Consider the following 18,654-nt stretch of genomic DNA (forward strand, 5'->3'; position numbering starts at 1 on the left):
CCCAGGTATCGATTGTTGAGGCACAGAATCTTGGGCGACAGATGATACTGCTTGCAGGTTGACAGCTCCTGGATATTCATCTGAATCGAGCCCTCGCCCGTGACGACGGCAACGTCGGCGTCGGGATTGGCCATCTGCACGCCCATGGCGTAAGGCAGTCCCACGCCCATGGTGCCAAGGCCACCCGAGTTGATCCAGCGACGAGGCTGGTTGAATCGGTAGTACTGGGCCGCCCACATCTGGTGCTGGCCCACGTCGGACGTTACAAAGGCGTTGCCACCAGTCACCTCACACAGCGTCTCGATGACATACTGAGGCTTGATCAGGGTATCGGAACCGGCGTAGTCGAGGCATTTTTTGCCGCGCCAGGTCTCAACCTGCTGCCACCATTTGGCCAGCGCAGCCTTGTTGGGCTCAGTCTCGACCGCAGTCTGCATGTACAGGGCATTGAGGTCTTGCAGCACGTCCTTGACGTTACCCACTATGGGCACGTCGACGCGCACGCGCTTGGAGATCGACGACGGATCGATATCAATGTGGATGATCTTGCGCTGATTCTGCGCGAAATGCTTTGGGTTGCCGATGACTCGGTCATCGAAACGCGCACCGACGGCAACAAGCACGTCGCAGTTCTGCATGGCCATATTGGCCTCGTAGGTGCCGTGCATGCCGGGCATGCCCACAAAGCGTGAATCGTCGGCAGGGAACGCGCCCAGACCCATCAGGGTGTTTGTGCACGGTGCACCCACCAGGTCGACCAGCTGACGCAGCTCTTCGGCGGCGTCGGAAAGTATCACCCCGCCGCCCGAGTAGATCATGGGGCGCTCGGCCGCCAACAGCATCTGGACAGCCTTCTTGATCTGGCCATGATGCCCTTTGACGACGGGAGTGTACGAGCGCATCGACACTTCGCCCTTCTTGGCGGTGAACTTGTACTTGGCGACGGTGATGTCTTTGGGGATATCAACCAGCACCGGCCCGGGACGGCCGGTTTGTGCGATATAGAACGCACGACGCATGGTTTCGGCCAGATCCTTGATATCGCGCACCAGGAAATTATGCTTGACGCAAGGACGTGTAATACCGACCGTATCGCATTCCTGGAACGCATCCGAACCGATAGCGGTTGTGGGCACCTGGCCACTGAGGATCACCATGGGGATGGAATCCATATAGGCAGTGGCAATGCCTGTAACAGCGTTGGTCAGGCCCGGTCCGCTGGTAACCAGCGCAACGCCGACTTTGTTCGACGAGCGTGAATATGCATCAGCAGCATGCACGGCCGCCTGCTCGTGTCGAACGAGAATATGTTTGAATGAATCTTGTTGGTAGATGGCATCATAGATGTACAGCACTGCGCCGCCGGGGTAGCCAAACACATGCTCTACGCCCTGTTCGGCCAGGCATCGTACGACGATGTCCGCGCCATTGATTTCCATGTTGTAGTCCTTTCGTAACCGGTACGGACGCCTCGACTGGCTAAAAAGCCTGAGCTGCGCCGGCCACGACATGATGCTCCGAGGCTTTATGGTTCACGGAACCACTCCACCCGGATACCGTGCCGCACCGATGCCCACTCGACGAAACGCCGCACGAGCGCTCTGGTGAACGCAAGAGGTAGAAACGGATGCCATGGCAACTCACGCTTGTGGCGCGGCCCTTGGCTAAGTGATACAGGCGCAAAAAACGGGCGGATGGCCCGAACGATAGTGCCCAATGGCCGGGTTGAGGATATTGCGCCCGGCCAATACACAACTTTACTGCATTGCACAAGACATGGCAATCCGAAGTGTGGCTTCACAATGAAATTGTCGCGCCCAACCGACGCCATCGCATCGACCCTCCTCAAGCGCAAAATTTACCGTGAACACACACAAATAATTCCTTTGTGAAAGGGTAAGATAGCAGGCATTGACCTTCTTCATGCCTTCTTAGCCCATGGGCCCCCGCGTCTCGCAACTGCAGCGTTTCTTCCACAGCCATTATTTCTTCGGCGGACTTCGGCAAGCTATAGGGGTCCTGATGCCGGCCCTTCTTATAGGCGGCATATGGAAAACCTACGACATTGGCATGATCGCGGCCATCGGTGCGGCCTGCGTCGCAGTCATTGACCAGCCCGGCAGCCCGCGTCGATACACCGTCAACACCATGCTGGGGGCCGTACTGCTGGGCACGTTCACCGTCGCTGTGACCGGACTGGTATCGACGGAACCCATCGCCAAATGGCTCACGATTCCTGTTCTTGGTTTCGCGTTTTCGATGCTCACGGTGTATGGCCAGCAAGGCGGGCTCATGGCCTTTGCCTGCCTGCTGATCATGACACTGACACTGCGCTCGCCTGTCAGTGGCGAGCAATTGCTGTTGCACGTGTTGTATTCGCTTGCGGGCGGCCTGTTCTATTTTCTGTACAGCTCGGTAGTGCGCCGGGTGCTGTGGCTGCGCGAAGAACAACAGGCCCTGTCAGTCGCCCTGTTTGCAACGGCGGATTACGTCAAAGCCCGGTCGCGATTTTATGATTCCCACGTTGATCTGGACACCAGCTACCGGCAATTGATCCGCGCTCAGTCCGAAATGATCGACAAGCAGCAGGCAGCGCGAAACACTGTCCTGCGTGAGCTGCCACGAGGCGGACAACGCGGCGACCGCCACCGCATGAAGGCGTTGAACCTTTTCATCGACATGGTGGCACTCCTGGACACCCTGATTGCCACCCAGACGGATTATGCTACGTTACATCGCGAGATCCCGGACAGCGACGTACTGGTCTTCGCGCGAGATACGCTCGTCAAGCTGTCGGACAACATCGAGCAGATTGCCCTATGCACGGCGCGGAATCAACGTGTGGTGGGCAGGCACAGCGCCAAGGCCGAGTTGCGCGCTATCGAATACGAACTTGAACAATACCGTGAAAGCGGCTTTGCCAAGGCAAATCCAGAGGTGTATGCCTTGCTGGTACAAGTGCTTCGACGACTGCGAAACGGGTCTCGCATCGTTGAGCGGATGGCCACCCACACTCAGGATGACGCGAGTACCGAGCTGGTCGACCAGCGTCTGGATCAGGCACTGGGACGGTTTGTTTCCCGAACAGAGCTACGGTTCGGCATGATCACATCCAACCTGCGCCTGGATTCTCCGCATTTTCGATATGCCCTGCGCGTTGCCATCGCCATCATAGTGACCCTGGTCACGGTGAATCTTCTGAATTTCGGGCTGGCCCGCCAACACCTCTTCCCTGCGCTCGAGCTTCATGGCTATTGGGTCATACTCACGGTCATTGTCATCATGAAGCCGGGCTTCGCGCTTACCAGACAACGAAACGGCATGCGTCTGGCGGGAACCTTTATCGGCTGTGTCGCCGCTTTTGGCATCTTTACGCTGACAAACCGTTCCGACCTGCTGTTGGCGATATTGGTCGTCAGCTGCGTGCTGGGCTACAGCTTTGTACAGGTCAGCTTCATGGGCACCGCCATATTCAAGACCATCATGGTTCTGCTTGCCTTCCACCTGCTGGAACCCAGCTCGACCGTAGTGATCGGAGAGCGCCTGATCGATACCGTGATCGGCTGCATCATCGCCCTGCTATGCAGCTATCTGCTGCCCTGGTGGGAACACAGCTACATGGGTTCATTGGCCAAGGCATTGCGTACCGCCAATTACCGCTACTTCCAGGCGGGCATTCACTACGCTGACCTGGTTCGTTCCCTGCGGCGCAATCCGCGTGAGCGCACAGGACAAGACTCAGAATTGCTGGAAGCCGACATGGCATTCAGATTGGCGCGCAAGGCCGTCTATATTGCATTCAGCAATTACGCCGCCGCGTTCTACCGAATGGCAGCCGAACCTGCCAAGCGGCAAAAGAACGTCCCGGAGCTAAACAATCTGTTGAATCAAAACCATGTACTGACCTCACAGATAGGTGCTGCCGTGCCCTTGCTCGCTGCACTGCCAACAGTTCCTCCGGGAATCCGACAGGCGCTTGACGCCGTGGACGCCCTGTTGCAAGACAAAAATGCCGAGTTGCCCACTTCGCTTGAGACAGAGGGCGAGCTGGCTACACTGGCCTACCCCTTGCGCCAGATGATGAATGCGGCCCAGCTGATACGGCAAGAGATGCTCGCTCTGGAACCGCCGCAGCCCGCGGGAACCAATACGGATACGTCATCAAGCAACCTGGGCCTGCGTACGGGAACCTGACCGGCCAGGCCAGAAGTACCAGGCCGCCGATGCAATCTGCAGCACCAGCAGGCATGTCCATGCCGTCAGGTGCGCCTGTGCGGGATACACGCCCGGGGCGAGCGGCTCCCAGCGCTCGACAATCCATCCAATTGCCACCTGCACCGCAAATGTCGACATGAAAACCTGCATGTTGAACGTGGTATTGACCCTGCCCCATACGGCCGGCGGGTATCGCGATACAAAAATCGCAAAGACCAGCACGCAGCAGGCGCCGAATACTCCGAAGCACGACCAGACCAATGATTTCGGAAGCGGAAAATCAAACACTATGATTACCTGGAACACCACAAACATGGTGATGCACAGACCGCAATATACGGTCAGGCTCATGCCAAGTCGCTCGACCCGTCGCACCAGCATGCCTGAAAGCAGACTGCCGGCCACCGCCGCCATTCCCACCGTGGACACCAGACCATCCGTAAGTACCTCGCTCGCCTGGCTGACATCCAGCAGATAAGGCTTCATCCAGAGCGATTGCACAGCGTAGAACATACCGGCGCTGACCGACGGAAACAGAGTGAGTTTCCAGAATGGAGCGCTGCTCAGAAGTTTCCAAGTACCCCGAAACTGATCACCCACGGTGGGTCGGTTTCGCCGTTCTTCCGTGGCCGGTGCGTCAACGGCTCCGAACAGGATAAGCGCGGCGACCAGGGTGATGATCAGCGCCATTACCAGGCTGATGATTCGCCATGTAAACACATCCAGAAGCAAAGCCAGCGGCGTTCCCACCAGTGCGCCTCCCAGCCCGCCAATGGCAATGAAAGCGCCATTCAGGAGGGGTACGCGATGCGCTGGAACATGCTGGGCCAAGGCCTGCAAGCCTGCGCCCATGCTGACCCCGACGCCGGCACCGATAAGAAAACGACCCAGCATCAAGCCGGGCAGGCCGTCTGCGCAGGCGTAAACAACGGAGCCCGCTGCCGAGGCGAGCATCAATATTGCATTGACACGTCTTGGGCCCCAGGTGTCCAGGGCGGCGCCGGCCGGAATCTGCACCAACGCAAAACCCAGGAAATACAGACTGGTCAACATGCCCAGATCGGCTGCTGACAGCTCCAGTTCCCGAATCAGAAATGGTGCAAACCCGATGTTGAGCCCACGAAACACGTAGGACGCCAAATAACCGAGTGCGAAGAAAGAAAAGACCCGCGATGCTGCGTTCATGAATGCCAGAATAGAAAGCGGGCGTTTGCCCGCTTTCCCGGTTTACGCAGCCAGCCGGCGACGGAACACCAAACGCGATTCATCGGATTCGTCTGGCGTAAAAACATACCCTTCGGAATCGAACTTTTCCAATCCCTTTACGCTTGTGATCTTGTGATCAATGACAAAGCGTGCCATCAGGCCTCGGGCACGCTTGGCATGAAAGCTGATGATCTTGAACTGACCGTTCTTGTAATCCTGGAACACGCATTGAACAACCTTGGCCTTCAAGACTTTTAGGTCAACTGCCTTGAAATACTCTTCAGAAGCCAGATTCAGTATCCAGGGCTTCTTCTGCGCTTCAAGTCGCGTGTTGAGATAATCTGCGATCTGCGTTCCCCAGTAATCGTATAGCGTCTTGCCACGGTCAGTGACCAGTCGTGTTCCCATTTCCAGGCGGTACGGCTGCATGAGATCCAGAGGTCGCAACACCCCATACAAGCCGCTGAGAATGGCCATGTGCTCTTGCGCCCACTCGAGTTTCGAGTCTGAAAGAGAAGGCGCGTCGAGACCTTCGTACACATCGCCGTTGAACGCAAGTACTGCCTGACGCGAGTTTGTCTGGGTGAACTTCGGTTTCCAGGCCGAATAGCGATCCACATTCAGCTCGGCCAGTGCGTCACTGAGCTTCATCAGGGAGGCAATCTCGGTTGCGGATTTCTTCTTCAGTACGTCGATCAGCCCGGCTGCCTGCTTGATAAAAAGCGGCTGGGTATGCAGCGTAGTGCGAACCGGGGAGTCGTAGTCGAGCTTTTTAGCGGGAGACAGCAACAACAACATGGTTTCGTTTACCTTGAATAGAAAGTCAAAAATTTACCGTGGCCACCGCCCCGGGGGTTCTGGCTGAGAGCCTATCGAGCCGTCCAGCCCCCATCTATCGGCATCGAAGCACCGGTAATCTGCTCTGCCGCTTCCGAGGCCAAAAACACTGCCATGCCGCCTATCTGGCGGGGAGTCACAAATTGCAGTGAAGGTTGCTTTTCGGCGAGCAGCTGACGGGCCGCTTCGTCCAGATCGATCTGCCGTTCACGCGCGATGACCTCGATTTGTTTTTCGACCAGTGGAGTGCGGACCCAGCCTGGGCAAATGGCATTGACGGTCACGCCAGTACCAGCCGTTTCCAGCGCAGCCACCCTGGTCAGCCCCACGACCCCGTGCTTGGCGGCCACGTAGGCTGATTTCGCCGGAGAGGCCACGAGGCCGTGTGCCGAGGCTATATTGATAATGCGCCCCCAACCCTGTTTCTTCATATGGGGAAGTGCTGCTGCAGTTCCATGAAACACGGCAGACAGATTCAGGGCAATGATGGCGTCCCAACGCTCTATGGGAAAATCTTCGATCAGGTCCGTATGCTGCACGCCGGCGTTATTGACCAGGATATCGATTCCCCCCAGCACAGAGACCGCAGTTTCGATAAACGTTCGCGTGGCTTCAGGCTGGCTAAGGTCGGCATTAATGTAGTGCGCCTTGACGGCGAACTCAAGCTCGATATTGACACGCTCTTTCTCGATTGCCGACGGATCGCCGAACCCGTTTATCACCACATCAGCACCGTTCGAAGCCAGTTCCCGGGCGATGCCCAATCCAATTCCACTGGTCGACCCCGTTATAACCGCGCGTTTGCCGTCGAGCATGCCTTATTCCTTGGTTGCGTCATTCAATTCGCTGTCGCCCAGCCAGAAGCCAAAAGGCGATGCCGTAGTGTAAACGCACAAGCGCTGCGCCTGGTAGCCGCCACAAGCAAGGGTTCACTGCCTGACCAGCCGCCCCACGCCGTCTTTTTCGTAAAACTCGATTTCCAGACTTTGAATGGATCCATCCTGCCCGGCGACAAATGTCACGGAAGACCGCGAGCCAGGCGTTGCCATTTCGCCCTCGGGTTCAAACACAAAGATGTTTCCATTCCAATGCGTCAGCGGAAACTCGCGCTTGTGCGGCGGCATCGACAGCACTAGTTGCCGGCTACGCTGAATGACATCTACTGCACCGAGGTAATCATTGGCGAATGTTCCTGTGTATTCCGCGAGCGGCAGTGCAGCATCGGGACCCACCAGAAAAGGCTGTCCGGCGAATTTTCCGACCGGCGCCAACATGGCGTCAAACACGGGGCCAAGAAAGTCCAGCCAATCTCGATCCACACGCCCATGCTGCACCAGGTCGACATAAGTCAGGCACAGCGCCTCGGCCGCACCAACCGGCAGGGCATTGGTGAGAACGACGATTCCAGTATCGGCCGCAGGAAGCAGGCTGAAGCTCGTGGCTGCCCCCATGAAAAACGCACCCGAATGTCCCAGCAGCCTGTTTCCGGCAGGCGTCGTGGAAACGTTGAAGCCGTATCCATAATGCCCCCCGTGCCTGTTGTTTTCGGATGGTGGCGCCGTCATCACTTGTGGACTCAACGCCGGCGTCAGGGCATCGCGGTCAATAAGGCGCTGTCCATTAACCACGCCCTGGTCAAGCACCATATTCATCCACTTGGCGATATCCAGTACGTTTGAGCTGACCCCGCCGGCTGGGGTCTGCGCATCGGGCTGCCGTTGTGGGCCAGGCACGAAGCCGGCTCCACCTCGAATGTGTGGTGTCGCACGGTTGGTTCGGGCAAGAAAATCGGAATGACGGGAGCTCGTTGCTGTCATACCCAAGGGCAGATACAACACTTCTTCAGACAATTTCTCCCATTCAGTACCCGCCGCTGAGGAAACCGCCAACGCAGCGGCCGTGAGGCCAAAATTAGTATAGGCGTACTGCGATCGCAATGGCTCGAGAGGCAAATGGCGCAGCCGCTCCAGAATTTGCCGGCGCCCGTACCCGAGATCCTCCAGATCATCACCCGCGTGATCCGGCAAGCCCGACTGGTGAGAATAAAGATCGCCAATGGTCACCTGGGCCGTAGCCTGAGGGTCGCTCAATGCGAACCAGGGAAGATGCCTGGTTACGGGCGTATCCCAGCTTACGACTCCCTTGCTGATCTGAGTGGCCACCACGGTGGCTCCCACCGGCTTTGACAATGAAGCTATCTGGAAGACAGTGTGGGGATCCACCGGCTCGTTTTCACCGATCTTTCGTACCCCAAACCCTTTCGCATAAACTGTGCGGCCTTGATGAACGACAGCGACTGCCATTCCGGGTATGCCCGAGCGGGCGAATATGTCGGTGGCGACTTCGTCAAGCCGGCCTACGGCCTGCGCAACGCGATCAGCAGATATGGTTGTACTGGCGTAAGCGGCCACGCCGCAAAATGATGCCAGCGCACTCAATGATGATGCGAGCAAGCCCATACGAATACCTGAAAGCATATGCATTCCTGTTTCGGCGGTTCCTGACAGCCCACATCATAATCGGTACGCGCAAAAAAACCCGCAAACGCGTAAGGCGAACTTGCGGGCTCTTGCCTTTTCAAAAAGAATCTTGAAAAGAAATTTGGCGGAGAGGGTGGGATTCGAACCCACGGTACGGGGTTACCGTACGCCTGATTTCGAGTCAGGTACATTCGACCACTCTGCCACCTCTCCTGGTATTGCGGTCAAGCCAGCTATTCTAGCATAGAAGACGGGCGGCGCGGAACAATAAGCACCAGAACAAACGCAAGGACAGCCGCCACAATCATCCCCAGGTACACATTCTGTGTTGCCGCATCGAAGGCTGATCGCAAATAATCTGCGCCTGATGCGTCGAGGATGTCCGACTGCAATGCACCAACCACGGTGCTGACGTCGGGCACCGCGTCACTGACCTCCGGCGGCGCGGCAGTCAGCCGGCTCACCATCACCGAATTGAACAGCGCACCGGCCAACGCTGCTCCAAGGCTCTGTCCCAAATAGCGCGACCACATATTCGTGCTCGTCGCGACACCGCGCTTCGCCCAGGGAACAATGGATTGAAGTCCAACCAGCAGTGGGGTAGAGATCAGCCCGAAGCCCGCGCCCAAGACAATCTGATCCAGCACAATCAGCCAGTAAGAAGGACGCTCGGGAAATGATGTAAAACCGGCGATCGCCGCTACCATCAGCCCGGCACCTATCAATGCAGTGTCCCGAAAGCCGATGCGAAGATACAGCCGATCTGAACAGGACGACGACGTAACCCATCCCACGCACATGCTGGCCAGAACAAGACCTGCGGCGATGGGTCCAAGCCCCAATGCCGCTTGTGCGTATACCGGCAAATACGCCCCCGGGGCCATCATGACCATGCCCATTCCAAGCATCGCCAGATTGGAGCCGAGCATGACGCGATGGCGCCACACCCAACCGGGCATGATGGGCTCTGTTGCAAGCCGCTCCCGAACTATTGTCGCGATGATGAGGACCACAGCCAGGCCAAATGTCAGCAGACTTGGGCCGGACAGCCACGGCCACGCATTTCCTCCTTGCAACAGACCAAAGACACCGGCCGAACCGGCCAGCATCATGAGGACAGCGCCGGCGTAATCGATGTCGTGACGCTGTTTGGGCGGCTTCTCATGCAGAAACTTCACAATCAGGACCATCGCAGCCAGTCCGATCGGCAAGTTGATCAGGAACACCCACCGCCAGGTTGCATACTCGGCAAAAGCACCACCCAGGGTCGGACCAAGTATGGCTGCCACGCCCCACACGCTGGAGAGCCAACCTTGTACCCTGCCCCTTTCCCGTATGGAGTAGAGATCCCCTGCAAGGGTATTGACGCACGCCATGATGGACCCCGCGCCCAGACCCTGAATACCGCGAAAAACAATCAGCGGCACCATTTCCCAGGCCAGGGCACACGCAGCGGATCCCAGCAGGAACAAGGATGTACCGCCAATCAGGACAGGCTTTCGGCCATAAAGGTCGGCCAGCTTTCCGTAGATAGGTATGGTTACTGTCTGCCCGAGCAGATAAATCGAAAACAGCCAGCTGAAGTGTTCGAATCCACCCAGGTCGCCCACGATTTGAGGCACTGCGGTAGCGACGATTGTGATGTCCATGGCGGCCAGGGCCATAGTCAACATCAGTGCCGCCAAGATCCAGCCCCTGCGCGCAATAACCGGGGCATCCGGAGCGGCATCAAGTGAGCTTGAGGGTGGCTGTGCAGTCATATGGTGGGGGTATTTCCCGCAGGTCGGGAAATGAGTTGCTGCGTGGTTGTCGTCGTGGACATGAAATTAACACATGCCGCGCTTGCCAGACAGTCAGGCTTCCAACTTGCGGGCAAGCGGCAAACACCACGGCCCGCGCCTTGATAGCCCCTGCGGATAGGCATATAGTGACTAATGAAAAGCATTTGCGACACAGGGCTTCAATTTGGGGGAACGCCTATTGTTCCCACGTGGTCCGGCTACTGGCCGAACGCCTCACCAACGGAGGTTGTCATGTGGATCGAATCATTCAACCTTGTGCTGGACGCGAATCGCGACGGCACGGTCAGCCTTGTCGAAGCTTGGCAGATCTTCGAATGGCTTTATCTATTGCCTGGCAACCTGCTTCTCGAGCTTCTTGGTTCCATTCCCCCTATCGCCGATTTGTTGCACATACGCGCATCTCCCGAAACGGGCTACGGCAGCCTCAACGGAGTCATGGCGACAGCGTTGTCGCTGTTGATCTGGCTGCTGCTGCTTGTCGAGGCGGCTAACCTGCGCGAGCGGTGGAAGTCGCAGCAAATGCGCCGACACAAGCTGGCGCATCACTTCAGACACCCGCAAGGCAAGGCCTAAGCAGCCAGGCGCTCGATTCCACCCATATACGGCCGCAATACTTCCGGGACGATGACACTGCCGTCTTCTTGCTGGTAGTTTTCAAGCACGGCCACCAGAGCCCGGCCCACGGCGAGCCCAGAACCATTCAGGGTGTGCAAATACTCGGGCTTGCCCTTCTCGGGACGGAATCGCGCCTGCATGCGTCGCGCCTGAAAGGCTTCGCAATTGGACACGGACGATATCTCGCGCCAGGTATTTTGTGCCGGCAACCAGACTTCAAGGTCGTATGTTTTGGCAGCCCCAAATCCCATGTCGCCCCCGCACAGCAAGACAACCCGATAAGGCAAGCCCAGTCGCTGCAATACCGCTTCGGCATGCTGGACCATCTCTTCATGAGCCCGGTAGGAATCATCGGGGTGCACGATTTGCACGAGTTCGACCTTGTCGAACTGATGTTGGCGGATCACCCCGCGTACATCGCGGCCGCCACTGCCCGCTTCCGAACGAAAACAGGGCGTATGTGCGGTCAGTCGAATGGGCAGGTCGGTCGCTGGAATGATCGAATTCTGCACCGAGCCTGTCAGGGTAATTTCCGACGTGGAGATCAGGTACAGATCTTCGCGCTCGATGACATTGCCCTGCTCGTCCTTGTGCTCTTCGTCGTCTCCACCCTTGGTCACCCAGAACATGTCGTCCTTGAATTTGGGTAGCTGACCGGTACCGAAAAGGGTCGAGCCATTGACGATGTACGGCGTATAGCATTCTTCGTAGCCATGCTCGGTGGTCTGCAGATCGATCATGAACTGAGCCAAGGCTCGATGCAGGCGGGCAATTGGCCCACGCAACATCATGAAGCGTGCGCCGGAAAGCTTGCGAGCCGAATCGAAGTCCAGACCCAGCGGTTCACCCAGGCTTACATGGTCTTTGGGTTCGAATCCCAGCGGCGCAGGATTGCCGTCACTGGCGGCTTCACCCGGCAACCAGCGCCTCACCTCTACGTTGTCGGCCTCGGATTCGCCTGCCGGAACACTCTCGTGCGGAAGGTTCGGAACAGTGGCCAGCCAGGCGCTGAGCTCGCCCTGGATCTGGGCCAGATCCGCCTCGAGTTCCTTCAGGCGAGCAGGAATCGCCTGCGATTCGGCCATTGCTTCCGTGGCGTCCTCGCCTTTGGATTTGAGTTGCCCGATCAGCTTGGACACCGCATTGCGACGCGCCTGCAGCGTCTCGGTTTCGACCTGTACTGCCTTGCGACGCGCCTCGAGTGCGTTAAAGCGCTCTACGTCAAAAGTGAGGCCACGACGCTTGAGTGCGCTCACCACAGAGGGAAGGTCTTTACGAAGCTGATTCGGATCTAGCATGTTGTCCAGGAAAGAAGAAAACAGGTAAACAGGGTGTGATTTTACCCTTAGGAATGGGGTCAGTTCTTGCCGCCGGCTTCGTCATCAAGGCTTCTGAGAAAGGCCAGCTTGTCGGCGATCTTGGATTCCAACCCTCGCGCGACCGGACGATACCAGCCCGGCGAACGTATCCCGTCGGGAAAATAATTCTCGCCGGCCGCATAACCATGGGGCTCGTCATGAGCGTAACGGTATTCGCGCCCATGGCCCAACTCTTTCATCAGTTTGGTCGGCGCGTTTCGCAAGTGCACGGGTACATCCCGGCTTTTATCTTTTCTGATAAAGGCCCGAGCCTGGTTGTACGCCATGTAGCCGGCATTGCTCTTGGCCGCTACCGCCAAATAAATCACAGCCTGTGCCAAAGCCAGCTCGCCTTCGGGCGATCCAAGTCGTTCGTAGGTCTGGGCCGCATCGTTGGCAATTTGCAATGCACGAGGGTCAGCCAGCCCGATGTCTTCCCACGCCATGCGAATAATGCGACGGGACAAATAGCGTGGGTCAGCCCCTGCGTCCAGCATTCGGCAGAGCCAATATAAGGAAGCATCGGGATCGGAACCGCGAACCGACTTATGCAACGCCGAAATCTGGTCGTAAAAGCTGTCACCGCCCTTGTCGAAACGACGCGCGTTCAACGTGAGCGCATTTTCGAGGAAGGCTGCATCGATATGACTGACGCCATCTGCGCGGGCGGCGGTTCCCGACTGTTCCAACAGGTTCAGAAAGCGTCTGGCGTCTCCGTCAGCGTAGCCGATCAAGGTATCGACAGCCGCATCGTCAAATGTCAGCCCCTCGAGCGCGGTCTTGGCTGCCGACTCAAAAAGCTCGCGCAGCTCGTCGTCGCCAAGCGGTTGCAGCACGTACACCTGAGCACGAGAGAGCAAGGCCGAGTTGACCTCGAACGATGGGTTTTCGGTCGTGGCGCCGATAAAGGTCACCAGCCCTGACTCAGCATATGGCAACAACGCGTCCTGTTGCGACTTGTTGAATCGGTGTATCTCGTCAACGAACAATATCGTTTGCTTGCCCAGCGAAAGGTTCTGCTGCGCCTGCTCCATGGCCGCGCGGATATCCTTCACCCCGGAAAAAACGGCCGACAAGGCGATGAATTCACAGTCGAACGCCTTGGCAGTCAGTCGAGCCAAAGTGGTTTTTCCGACCCCCGGCGGGCCCCATAAGATCATCGAATGAGGCTTGCCGGACTGAAACGCAAGCCTCAAGGGTTTGCCAGGCCCCAAAAGATGCCGTTGACCGACGACTTCGTCCAGTGTTTGCGGACGCAAGGTTTCAGCCAGAGGTGCTGCCGGCTTGTGAGAAAAGAGATCGGCCATGCCGGCTACTGCATCCTCACGACGTCCACGTCGTCGGGAGCCGTAAACTCAAACTCCGAAGCCTGAAGCTGAGGATTCGCCTGAATATTGGAAAGTTCGATGCGCGTCGTCTGACCGAAGGCATCCAGCAATAACAGGCGCGCGGGTAGTTCGTTGCGAAAACCGATGTCCACATGAGCAAAACCTGCATCAGACCCGCGAGGAGTCGCCCGCAACCATTCCAGACCATCGTCTTGAGGCAACGCCTTGACGTCGAAGGTGTCCTCAAGCGAGCCTGAGCCAAACAATATGGCCGCGGGCGAGGCACCAATAGATTGGTCTACCGAACGCTCGGTCACCTGCGCCAGGTCGGGGTCATACTGCAAGACATTATCGCCGTTCGAGACAATCAACTGTTCGTAGGGCTTAAGTACATGCCACCGAAATTTGCCGGGGCGCTGGAAGGAAAAACGGCCGGTCTGCTCGGGGCGGCTCTGGGCTTGTCCGCCAGTAGTTTGTTGCGTGAAATCACCCGTTGCCGACGTTACGTTTGAGACAAAGCTGCGCAGCTGTGCAGGCCCGTCTGCAGCAACAGCCGGAACGAATGCGAGTGCAGCCACCATCATAAGCACCCTCCCCAGGAAGCGCGAAGCCGCCTTTAGTGGCACGCCAGCTTCCGGAGCTATGCAAGCGCTATTGAAAATCCGCTTAATCAGCATTGGATGTGTCTCCTGCGGGCACAAGAATATCGCGATTGCCATTGGCCTGCATGGCCGAGACCAGTCCGGCCTGCTCCATTTGTTCGAGCAAACGGGCGGCGCGGTTATAGCCAATGCGCAGGTGCCGCTGTACCGACGAGATGGACGCACGGCGGTTCTTGAGAATTATTTCGACGGCCTGATCGTATAGCGGGTCGGCCTCTGCATCGGCAAATCCGGTGACACTACTGACGCCGTCTCCGGTTTCACCCTCGACAGCACCTTCGAGCAGACCTTCGACATAGTTTGGCTCGCCCTGCTCCTTCAGGTATTCGACCACCCTATGAACTTCATCGTCATGCACAAACGCACCATGCACGCGCGTAGGCAAACCGGTGCCCGGCGGCATATAAAGCATGTCACCCTGACCCAACAGGGTTTCAGCACCCATCTGATCAAGAATTGTGCGCGAGTCGACCCGTGAGGACACCTGAAAGGCAATACGGGTCGGAATATTGGCCTTGATCAGCCCGGTGATCACGTCAACGCTGGGGCGCTGCGTGGCCAGAATAAGGTGAATGCCGGCGGCTCGGGCCTTCTGCGCCAACCGCGCGATGAGTTCCTCGATTTTCTTGCCCACCACCATCATCAAATCGGCGAGCTCGTCGATTACCACCACAATGTTGGGCAAGGTGTCGAGGGGCTCAGGCGCATCGGGCGTGAGCGAGAACGGGTTGGGGATGGGCTCTTCGCGCTTGATGGCGTCGCGAACCTTGGTGTTGTAGCCTGCCAGGTTCCGCACCCCCAGCTTGCTCATGAGCCGATACCGCTTTTCCATTTCGGCAACGCACCAGTTCAGGGCGTTGGCAGCATGACGCATGTCGGTGACAACGGGTGCCAGCAAGTGAGGTATGCCTTCGTAAATGCTCATTTCGAGCATCTTGGGGTCGATAAGAATGAGTCGGACCTGAGTTGCGTCGGCTTTGTACAGCAGGGAAAGAATCATGGCATTGATGCCAACAGACTTTCCGGAACCGGTTGTACCGGCTACCAGCAGATGCGGCATCTTTGCCAGATCGGCCACCACCGGATTGCCCGCAATATCTTTGCCCAGTGCCATGGTCAGCAGGGACGGTGCCGCATAGTAGGTTTGCGACCCGACAATTTCTGACAACTTGACCATCTGGCGTCGCGGGTTGGGAAGCTCCAGGCCCATCAGGTTCTTGCCCGGGATGGTTTCCACCACACGAATACTGACCAGGCTAAGCGCGCGCGCCAGATCCTTGGCCAGGTTGACGATCTGGCTGCCCTTGACCCCGGTGGCAGGCTCGATTTCGTACCGCGTAATGACCGGCCCAGCCTGAGCGGAGACCACCACTACCTTGACACCAAAGTCGGACAGCTTCTTTTCGATAAGGCGAGAGGTGAACTCGATGGTTTCGGGCGAAACGGTTTCGACATGCTCGGTTACCGGGTCGAGCAGACTGATGGCCGGCAGGTCGCCCCCACCGCCGGCAGGAAGCGGCGCATTGAAAAGAGTCTTTTGCTTTTCTTTTTCGACCCGAACCGATTTGGGAACCGAGACAATGGCAGGCTCGATGCGAACGGGCTGTTCGTGTACGAGCTGTTCTTGCTTGGCCACCACGCTTTCTTCTCGTTCGGCCTTTTTTGCTACACCCACCTTGCGGTCTTCTCGAGCCGCCTTCAGTTCGAGTAGCCGGCGCAGCGTCTTTTCGATAGCGCCACCAATGCGCTCGGCCACATGCAGCCACGAGAACCCGAAAAACAGACTGGCACCCACAGCCATGAATACCAGCAAGAGCAAAGCGCATCCGGTGGAGCCAAAAACGGTTGACATGCCCCCGGCCAGAAGCTTGCCAAGCTCTCCGCCGGCACCGCCCGGCAGATGGGCGCCCAGATGTGCTTTCTGCAGGGCCTCGAGCCCCATCGTACCGATCAGCAGCAGCGCGAACCCCAGGGCGACCTCCCACCGGACACGCGGCAATACCTCGGCTCGGGGTTCGGGCAACATGGCATTGGTAAGGCGATAAAAGCCTACAAAAACCCGGTGGGCCAGCAATACGACCCAAAGCCAGGCGGAGTAGCCAAACAAAAATAACAGGAGGTCGGACACGTAGGCCCCGAACACGCCCCCACCATTCGCAATGGAAGTGGCCTGGACCGAATGGGACCATGCAGGGTCGGCGGGCGACCAGGTCGCCAGCACCAGCCCCAACCAGGCAGCGAGTGCGGCGAAGAGTATCCAGCGAGCTTCGCGCGCCAACCCCGACAGACGAGTTTGCAGCGGCGAAGGACCGTTACGCACGTTACGCGAGGCACGGGAAGGAGCAGCAGGTATTCTAGCCATGGACTCATTATAATTGGCTGGATGTCTTTTTACGGATTTTCTCAGATGACCACACCCAAACACGCCAAAGTACTCATTCTGGGCTCGGGGCCTGCCGGCTACACCGCTGCCGTTTACGCGGCGCGCGCCAACCTCGAACCCGCGCTGATTACTGGTATCGAGCAAGGCGGTCAGTTGATGACCACCACAGACGTGGACAACTGGCCGGCCGACGCCCAGGGCGTTTTGGGTCCCGAACTGATGCAGCGCTTCCAGGCCCACGCCGAGCGCTTTGGTACCGAACTGATCAATGACCAGATCGTCAGTGTCGACCTGTCGAAACGCCCCTTCACGCTCAATGGCGATACCGGTATGGTTTACACCTGCGACGCACTCATTATCGCAACGGGGGCGTCCGCCCAGTATCTGGGCCTGCCTTCCGAACAAGAGTACATGGGGCGGGGGGTTTCGGCCTGCGCCACCTGCGATGGCTTTTTCTATAAAAAACAAGATGTTGTGGTCGTAGGGGGTGGCAACACCGCCGTCGAAGAAGCCCTTTACCTGTCCAACATTTGCTCTACCGTCACGTTGGTACATCGTCGCGATAAATTTCGCGCCGAACCCATACTGGTCGACAAGCTCATGGACAAGGTTGCCAACGGCAACATGAAGCTCAAGTTGTTCCACGAGCTCGAAGAAGTTCTTGGCGACGCTTCGGGTGTCACCGGAGTCCGACTGCGCAACAACCAGACCGGCGAAAAGCTTGACATGGCAGTTACCGGCGTCTTTATCGCTATCGGCCACAAGCCCAATACCGATATTTTCGAAGGCCAGCTCGACATGAAGGACGGCTACATCATCACACGTAGCGGGCTGCAGGGCCTGGCCACCATGACCTCCGTGCCTGGCGTGTTTGCCGCCGGCGACGTCCAGGACCATGTCTATCGCCAGGCGATTACCAGCGCCGGCACCGGATGCATGGCGGCGCTGGACGCCCAGCGCTGGCTGGAGAATGCAGACCACTAAGAAGCCGGGGCTGGCCGACCTGAGGCGGCTGCGTCAGCAGGCTGAAGCCACCCCCGAGCTTTCAAAACCCTTGACCAAGCGCAAACGGCAAGCATCCGCGGGAAACCGGCGAACCGGAACCGGCGGCGAGCTGCCCGATGCGGCACCGCCCTCCGGTACTTCCGAAGAGACCACCGGAATTGCCGCCGCCGACATTGACCTGTTTCGCAAGGCCGTAGCTAATGTGCAGCGGCTTGCTCCTACCAACAGGGCCCTGCTGCCCCCAGTGCCTGTCGCGCCCCCGTCTGTGCTCAAGCAAAAGCGGCAGACTGCTTCGGGCGTGGATGTCATGACGCCCTTGAGCGTGTCAGACTCCTTTGCACCCGCCCTGCTGGCTCCGGACGGTACGCACTTTCTGCAATCCGGATGCGGACCCGATCTTCTCAAGAAGCTCAGACAAGGAAAATGGCGTGTCGAGGCGACACTTGATCTGCATGGGGCTACCCTTGAGCGGGCCAGGAGCCGACTGGATGGCTTTTTATCATCGTGCCTTCTACATCAACTGCGCTGCGTACGTGTCGTACACGGCAAAGGGCATGGCTCAAAAGGCAATTCACCGGTGCTTAAAGAAACTGTCCGGCGCTGGCTGAGTCAGCTTGAAGGCGTGATGGCATTTGTCGAGTGCGAGGAGCGCGATGGCGGGAGCGGCGCCGTGCTGGTGCTGCTGCGGGTGATTGCGGGCGCCGGCCTGGGAAAACCAGAATAAGACGCTGCGGCGATCGATTAAACCGCCGCGAGCAGACAC

Annotated in this window: 14 protein-coding genes and 1 tRNA gene; 4 read left to right on the forward strand and 11 right to left on the reverse strand. The window is 58.0% G+C overall.

All coding sequences use genetic code 11. The features are described from left to right. The coding region (ilvB, locus tag Q1J88_RS01835; protein WP_301115698.1) for a biosynthetic-type acetolactate synthase large subunit at positions 1–1,439 on the reverse strand (1,439 nt) is incomplete at its 3' end. Between the two features lie 499 nt (positions 1,440–1,938). On the opposite strand from ilvB, the gene Q1J88_RS01840 reads away from it, so the two are divergent. Continuing rightward, positions 1,939–4,194 (forward strand): FUSC family membrane protein, encoded by a 2,256-nt coding sequence (locus Q1J88_RS01840; RefSeq protein WP_301115699.1) that lies wholly within the window; start codon positions 1,939–1,941, stop codon positions 4,192–4,194. Here Q1J88_RS01840 and Q1J88_RS01845 read toward each other — a convergent pair. The 6 genes from Q1J88_RS01845 to Q1J88_RS01870 all read right to left on the reverse strand — a co-directional run bounded on the left by Q1J88_RS01845 (position 4,162) and on the right by Q1J88_RS01870 (position 10,498). Then, positions 4,162–5,400, reverse strand: a complete 1,239-nt coding sequence (locus Q1J88_RS01845) for an MFS transporter (protein WP_301115700.1) — start codon at positions 5,398–5,400, stop codon at positions 4,162–4,164. The two genes, Q1J88_RS01840 and Q1J88_RS01845, sit on opposite strands and share 33 nt — an antisense overlap. A 42-nt stretch (positions 5,401–5,442) precedes the next feature. After that, on the reverse strand, positions 5,443–6,219 hold the full coding sequence (gene yaaA / locus Q1J88_RS01850; RefSeq protein WP_301115701.1) for a peroxide stress protein YaaA: 777 nt from the start codon (positions 6,217–6,219) through the stop codon (positions 5,443–5,445). A 71-nt stretch (positions 6,220–6,290) separates the two neighbouring features. Further along, positions 6,291–7,073 (reverse strand): 3-hydroxybutyrate dehydrogenase, encoded by a 783-nt coding sequence (locus Q1J88_RS01855; RefSeq protein ID WP_301115702.1) that lies wholly within the window; start codon positions 7,071–7,073, stop codon positions 6,291–6,293. A gap of 114 nt (positions 7,074–7,187) precedes the next feature. Beyond that, entirely contained in the window at positions 7,188–8,735 is a 1,548-nt protein-coding gene (locus tag Q1J88_RS01860; RefSeq protein WP_301115703.1) for a serine hydrolase, read from the reverse strand. Positions 8,736–8,860: 125 nt separating this feature from the next. Further along, positions 8,861–8,951: transfer RNA gene (locus Q1J88_RS01865), tRNA-Ser, on the reverse strand. A gap of 20 nt (positions 8,952–8,971) precedes the next feature. After that, the gene (locus tag Q1J88_RS01870; protein WP_301115704.1) at positions 8,972–10,498 is read right to left on the reverse strand and encodes an MDR family MFS transporter; all 1,527 of its coding nucleotides are present in this window, start codon (positions 10,496–10,498) and stop codon (positions 8,972–8,974) included. Between the two features lie 273 nt (positions 10,499–10,771). On the opposite strand from Q1J88_RS01870, the gene Q1J88_RS01875 reads away from it, so the two are divergent. Next, positions 10,772–11,113, forward strand: a complete 342-nt coding sequence (locus tag Q1J88_RS01875; protein WP_301115705.1) for a hypothetical protein — start codon at positions 10,772–10,774, stop codon at positions 11,111–11,113. On the opposite strand, the gene serS is transcribed toward Q1J88_RS01875, so the two are convergent. From serS to Q1J88_RS01895, 4 genes are read right to left on the reverse strand one after another with little or no spacing between them, the layout of a single operon-like run. After that, the gene (serS, locus tag Q1J88_RS01880; protein ID WP_301115706.1) at positions 11,110–12,453 is read right to left on the reverse strand and encodes a serine--tRNA ligase; all 1,344 of its coding nucleotides are present in this window, start codon (positions 12,451–12,453) and stop codon (positions 11,110–11,112) included. The two genes, Q1J88_RS01875 and serS, sit on opposite strands and share 4 nt — an antisense overlap. Before the next feature lie 59 nt (positions 12,454–12,512). Then, entirely contained in the window at positions 12,513–13,820 is a 1,308-nt protein-coding gene (locus tag Q1J88_RS01885) for a replication-associated recombination protein A (RefSeq protein WP_301115707.1), read from the reverse strand. Positions 13,821–13,825: 5 nt separating this feature from the next. Then, complete coding sequence (gene lolA, locus Q1J88_RS01890) at positions 13,826–14,518, reverse strand: outer membrane lipoprotein chaperone LolA (RefSeq protein ID WP_301115708.1); 693 nt, start codon at positions 14,516–14,518, stop codon at positions 13,826–13,828. Continuing rightward, the gene (locus tag Q1J88_RS01895; protein WP_301115709.1) at positions 14,508–16,865 is read right to left on the reverse strand and encodes a DNA translocase FtsK; all 2,358 of its coding nucleotides are present in this window, start codon (positions 16,863–16,865) and stop codon (positions 14,508–14,510) included. Before Q1J88_RS01895 ends, lolA begins: the two co-directional genes overlap by 11 nt. Positions 16,866–16,910: 45 nt before the next feature. Here Q1J88_RS01895 and trxB point away from each other — a divergent pair, with 45 nt between their 5' ends. Beyond that, positions 16,911–17,870: a thioredoxin-disulfide reductase gene (gene trxB, locus Q1J88_RS01900; RefSeq protein ID WP_301115710.1), complete on the forward strand. Its 960-nt coding sequence runs from the start codon at positions 16,911–16,913 to the stop codon at positions 17,868–17,870. Further along, on the forward strand, positions 17,857–18,615 hold the full coding sequence (locus Q1J88_RS01905) for a Smr/MutS family protein (protein WP_301115711.1): 759 nt from the start codon (positions 17,857–17,859) through the stop codon (positions 18,613–18,615). Before trxB ends, Q1J88_RS01905 begins: the two co-directional genes overlap by 14 nt. Positions 18,616–18,654 lie beyond the last annotated feature (39 nt).

Source organism: Pusillimonas sp. (genome assembly GCF_029263785.1).
Taxonomy (GTDB): domain Bacteria; phylum Pseudomonadota; class Gammaproteobacteria; order Burkholderiales; family Burkholderiaceae_B; genus Pusillimonas.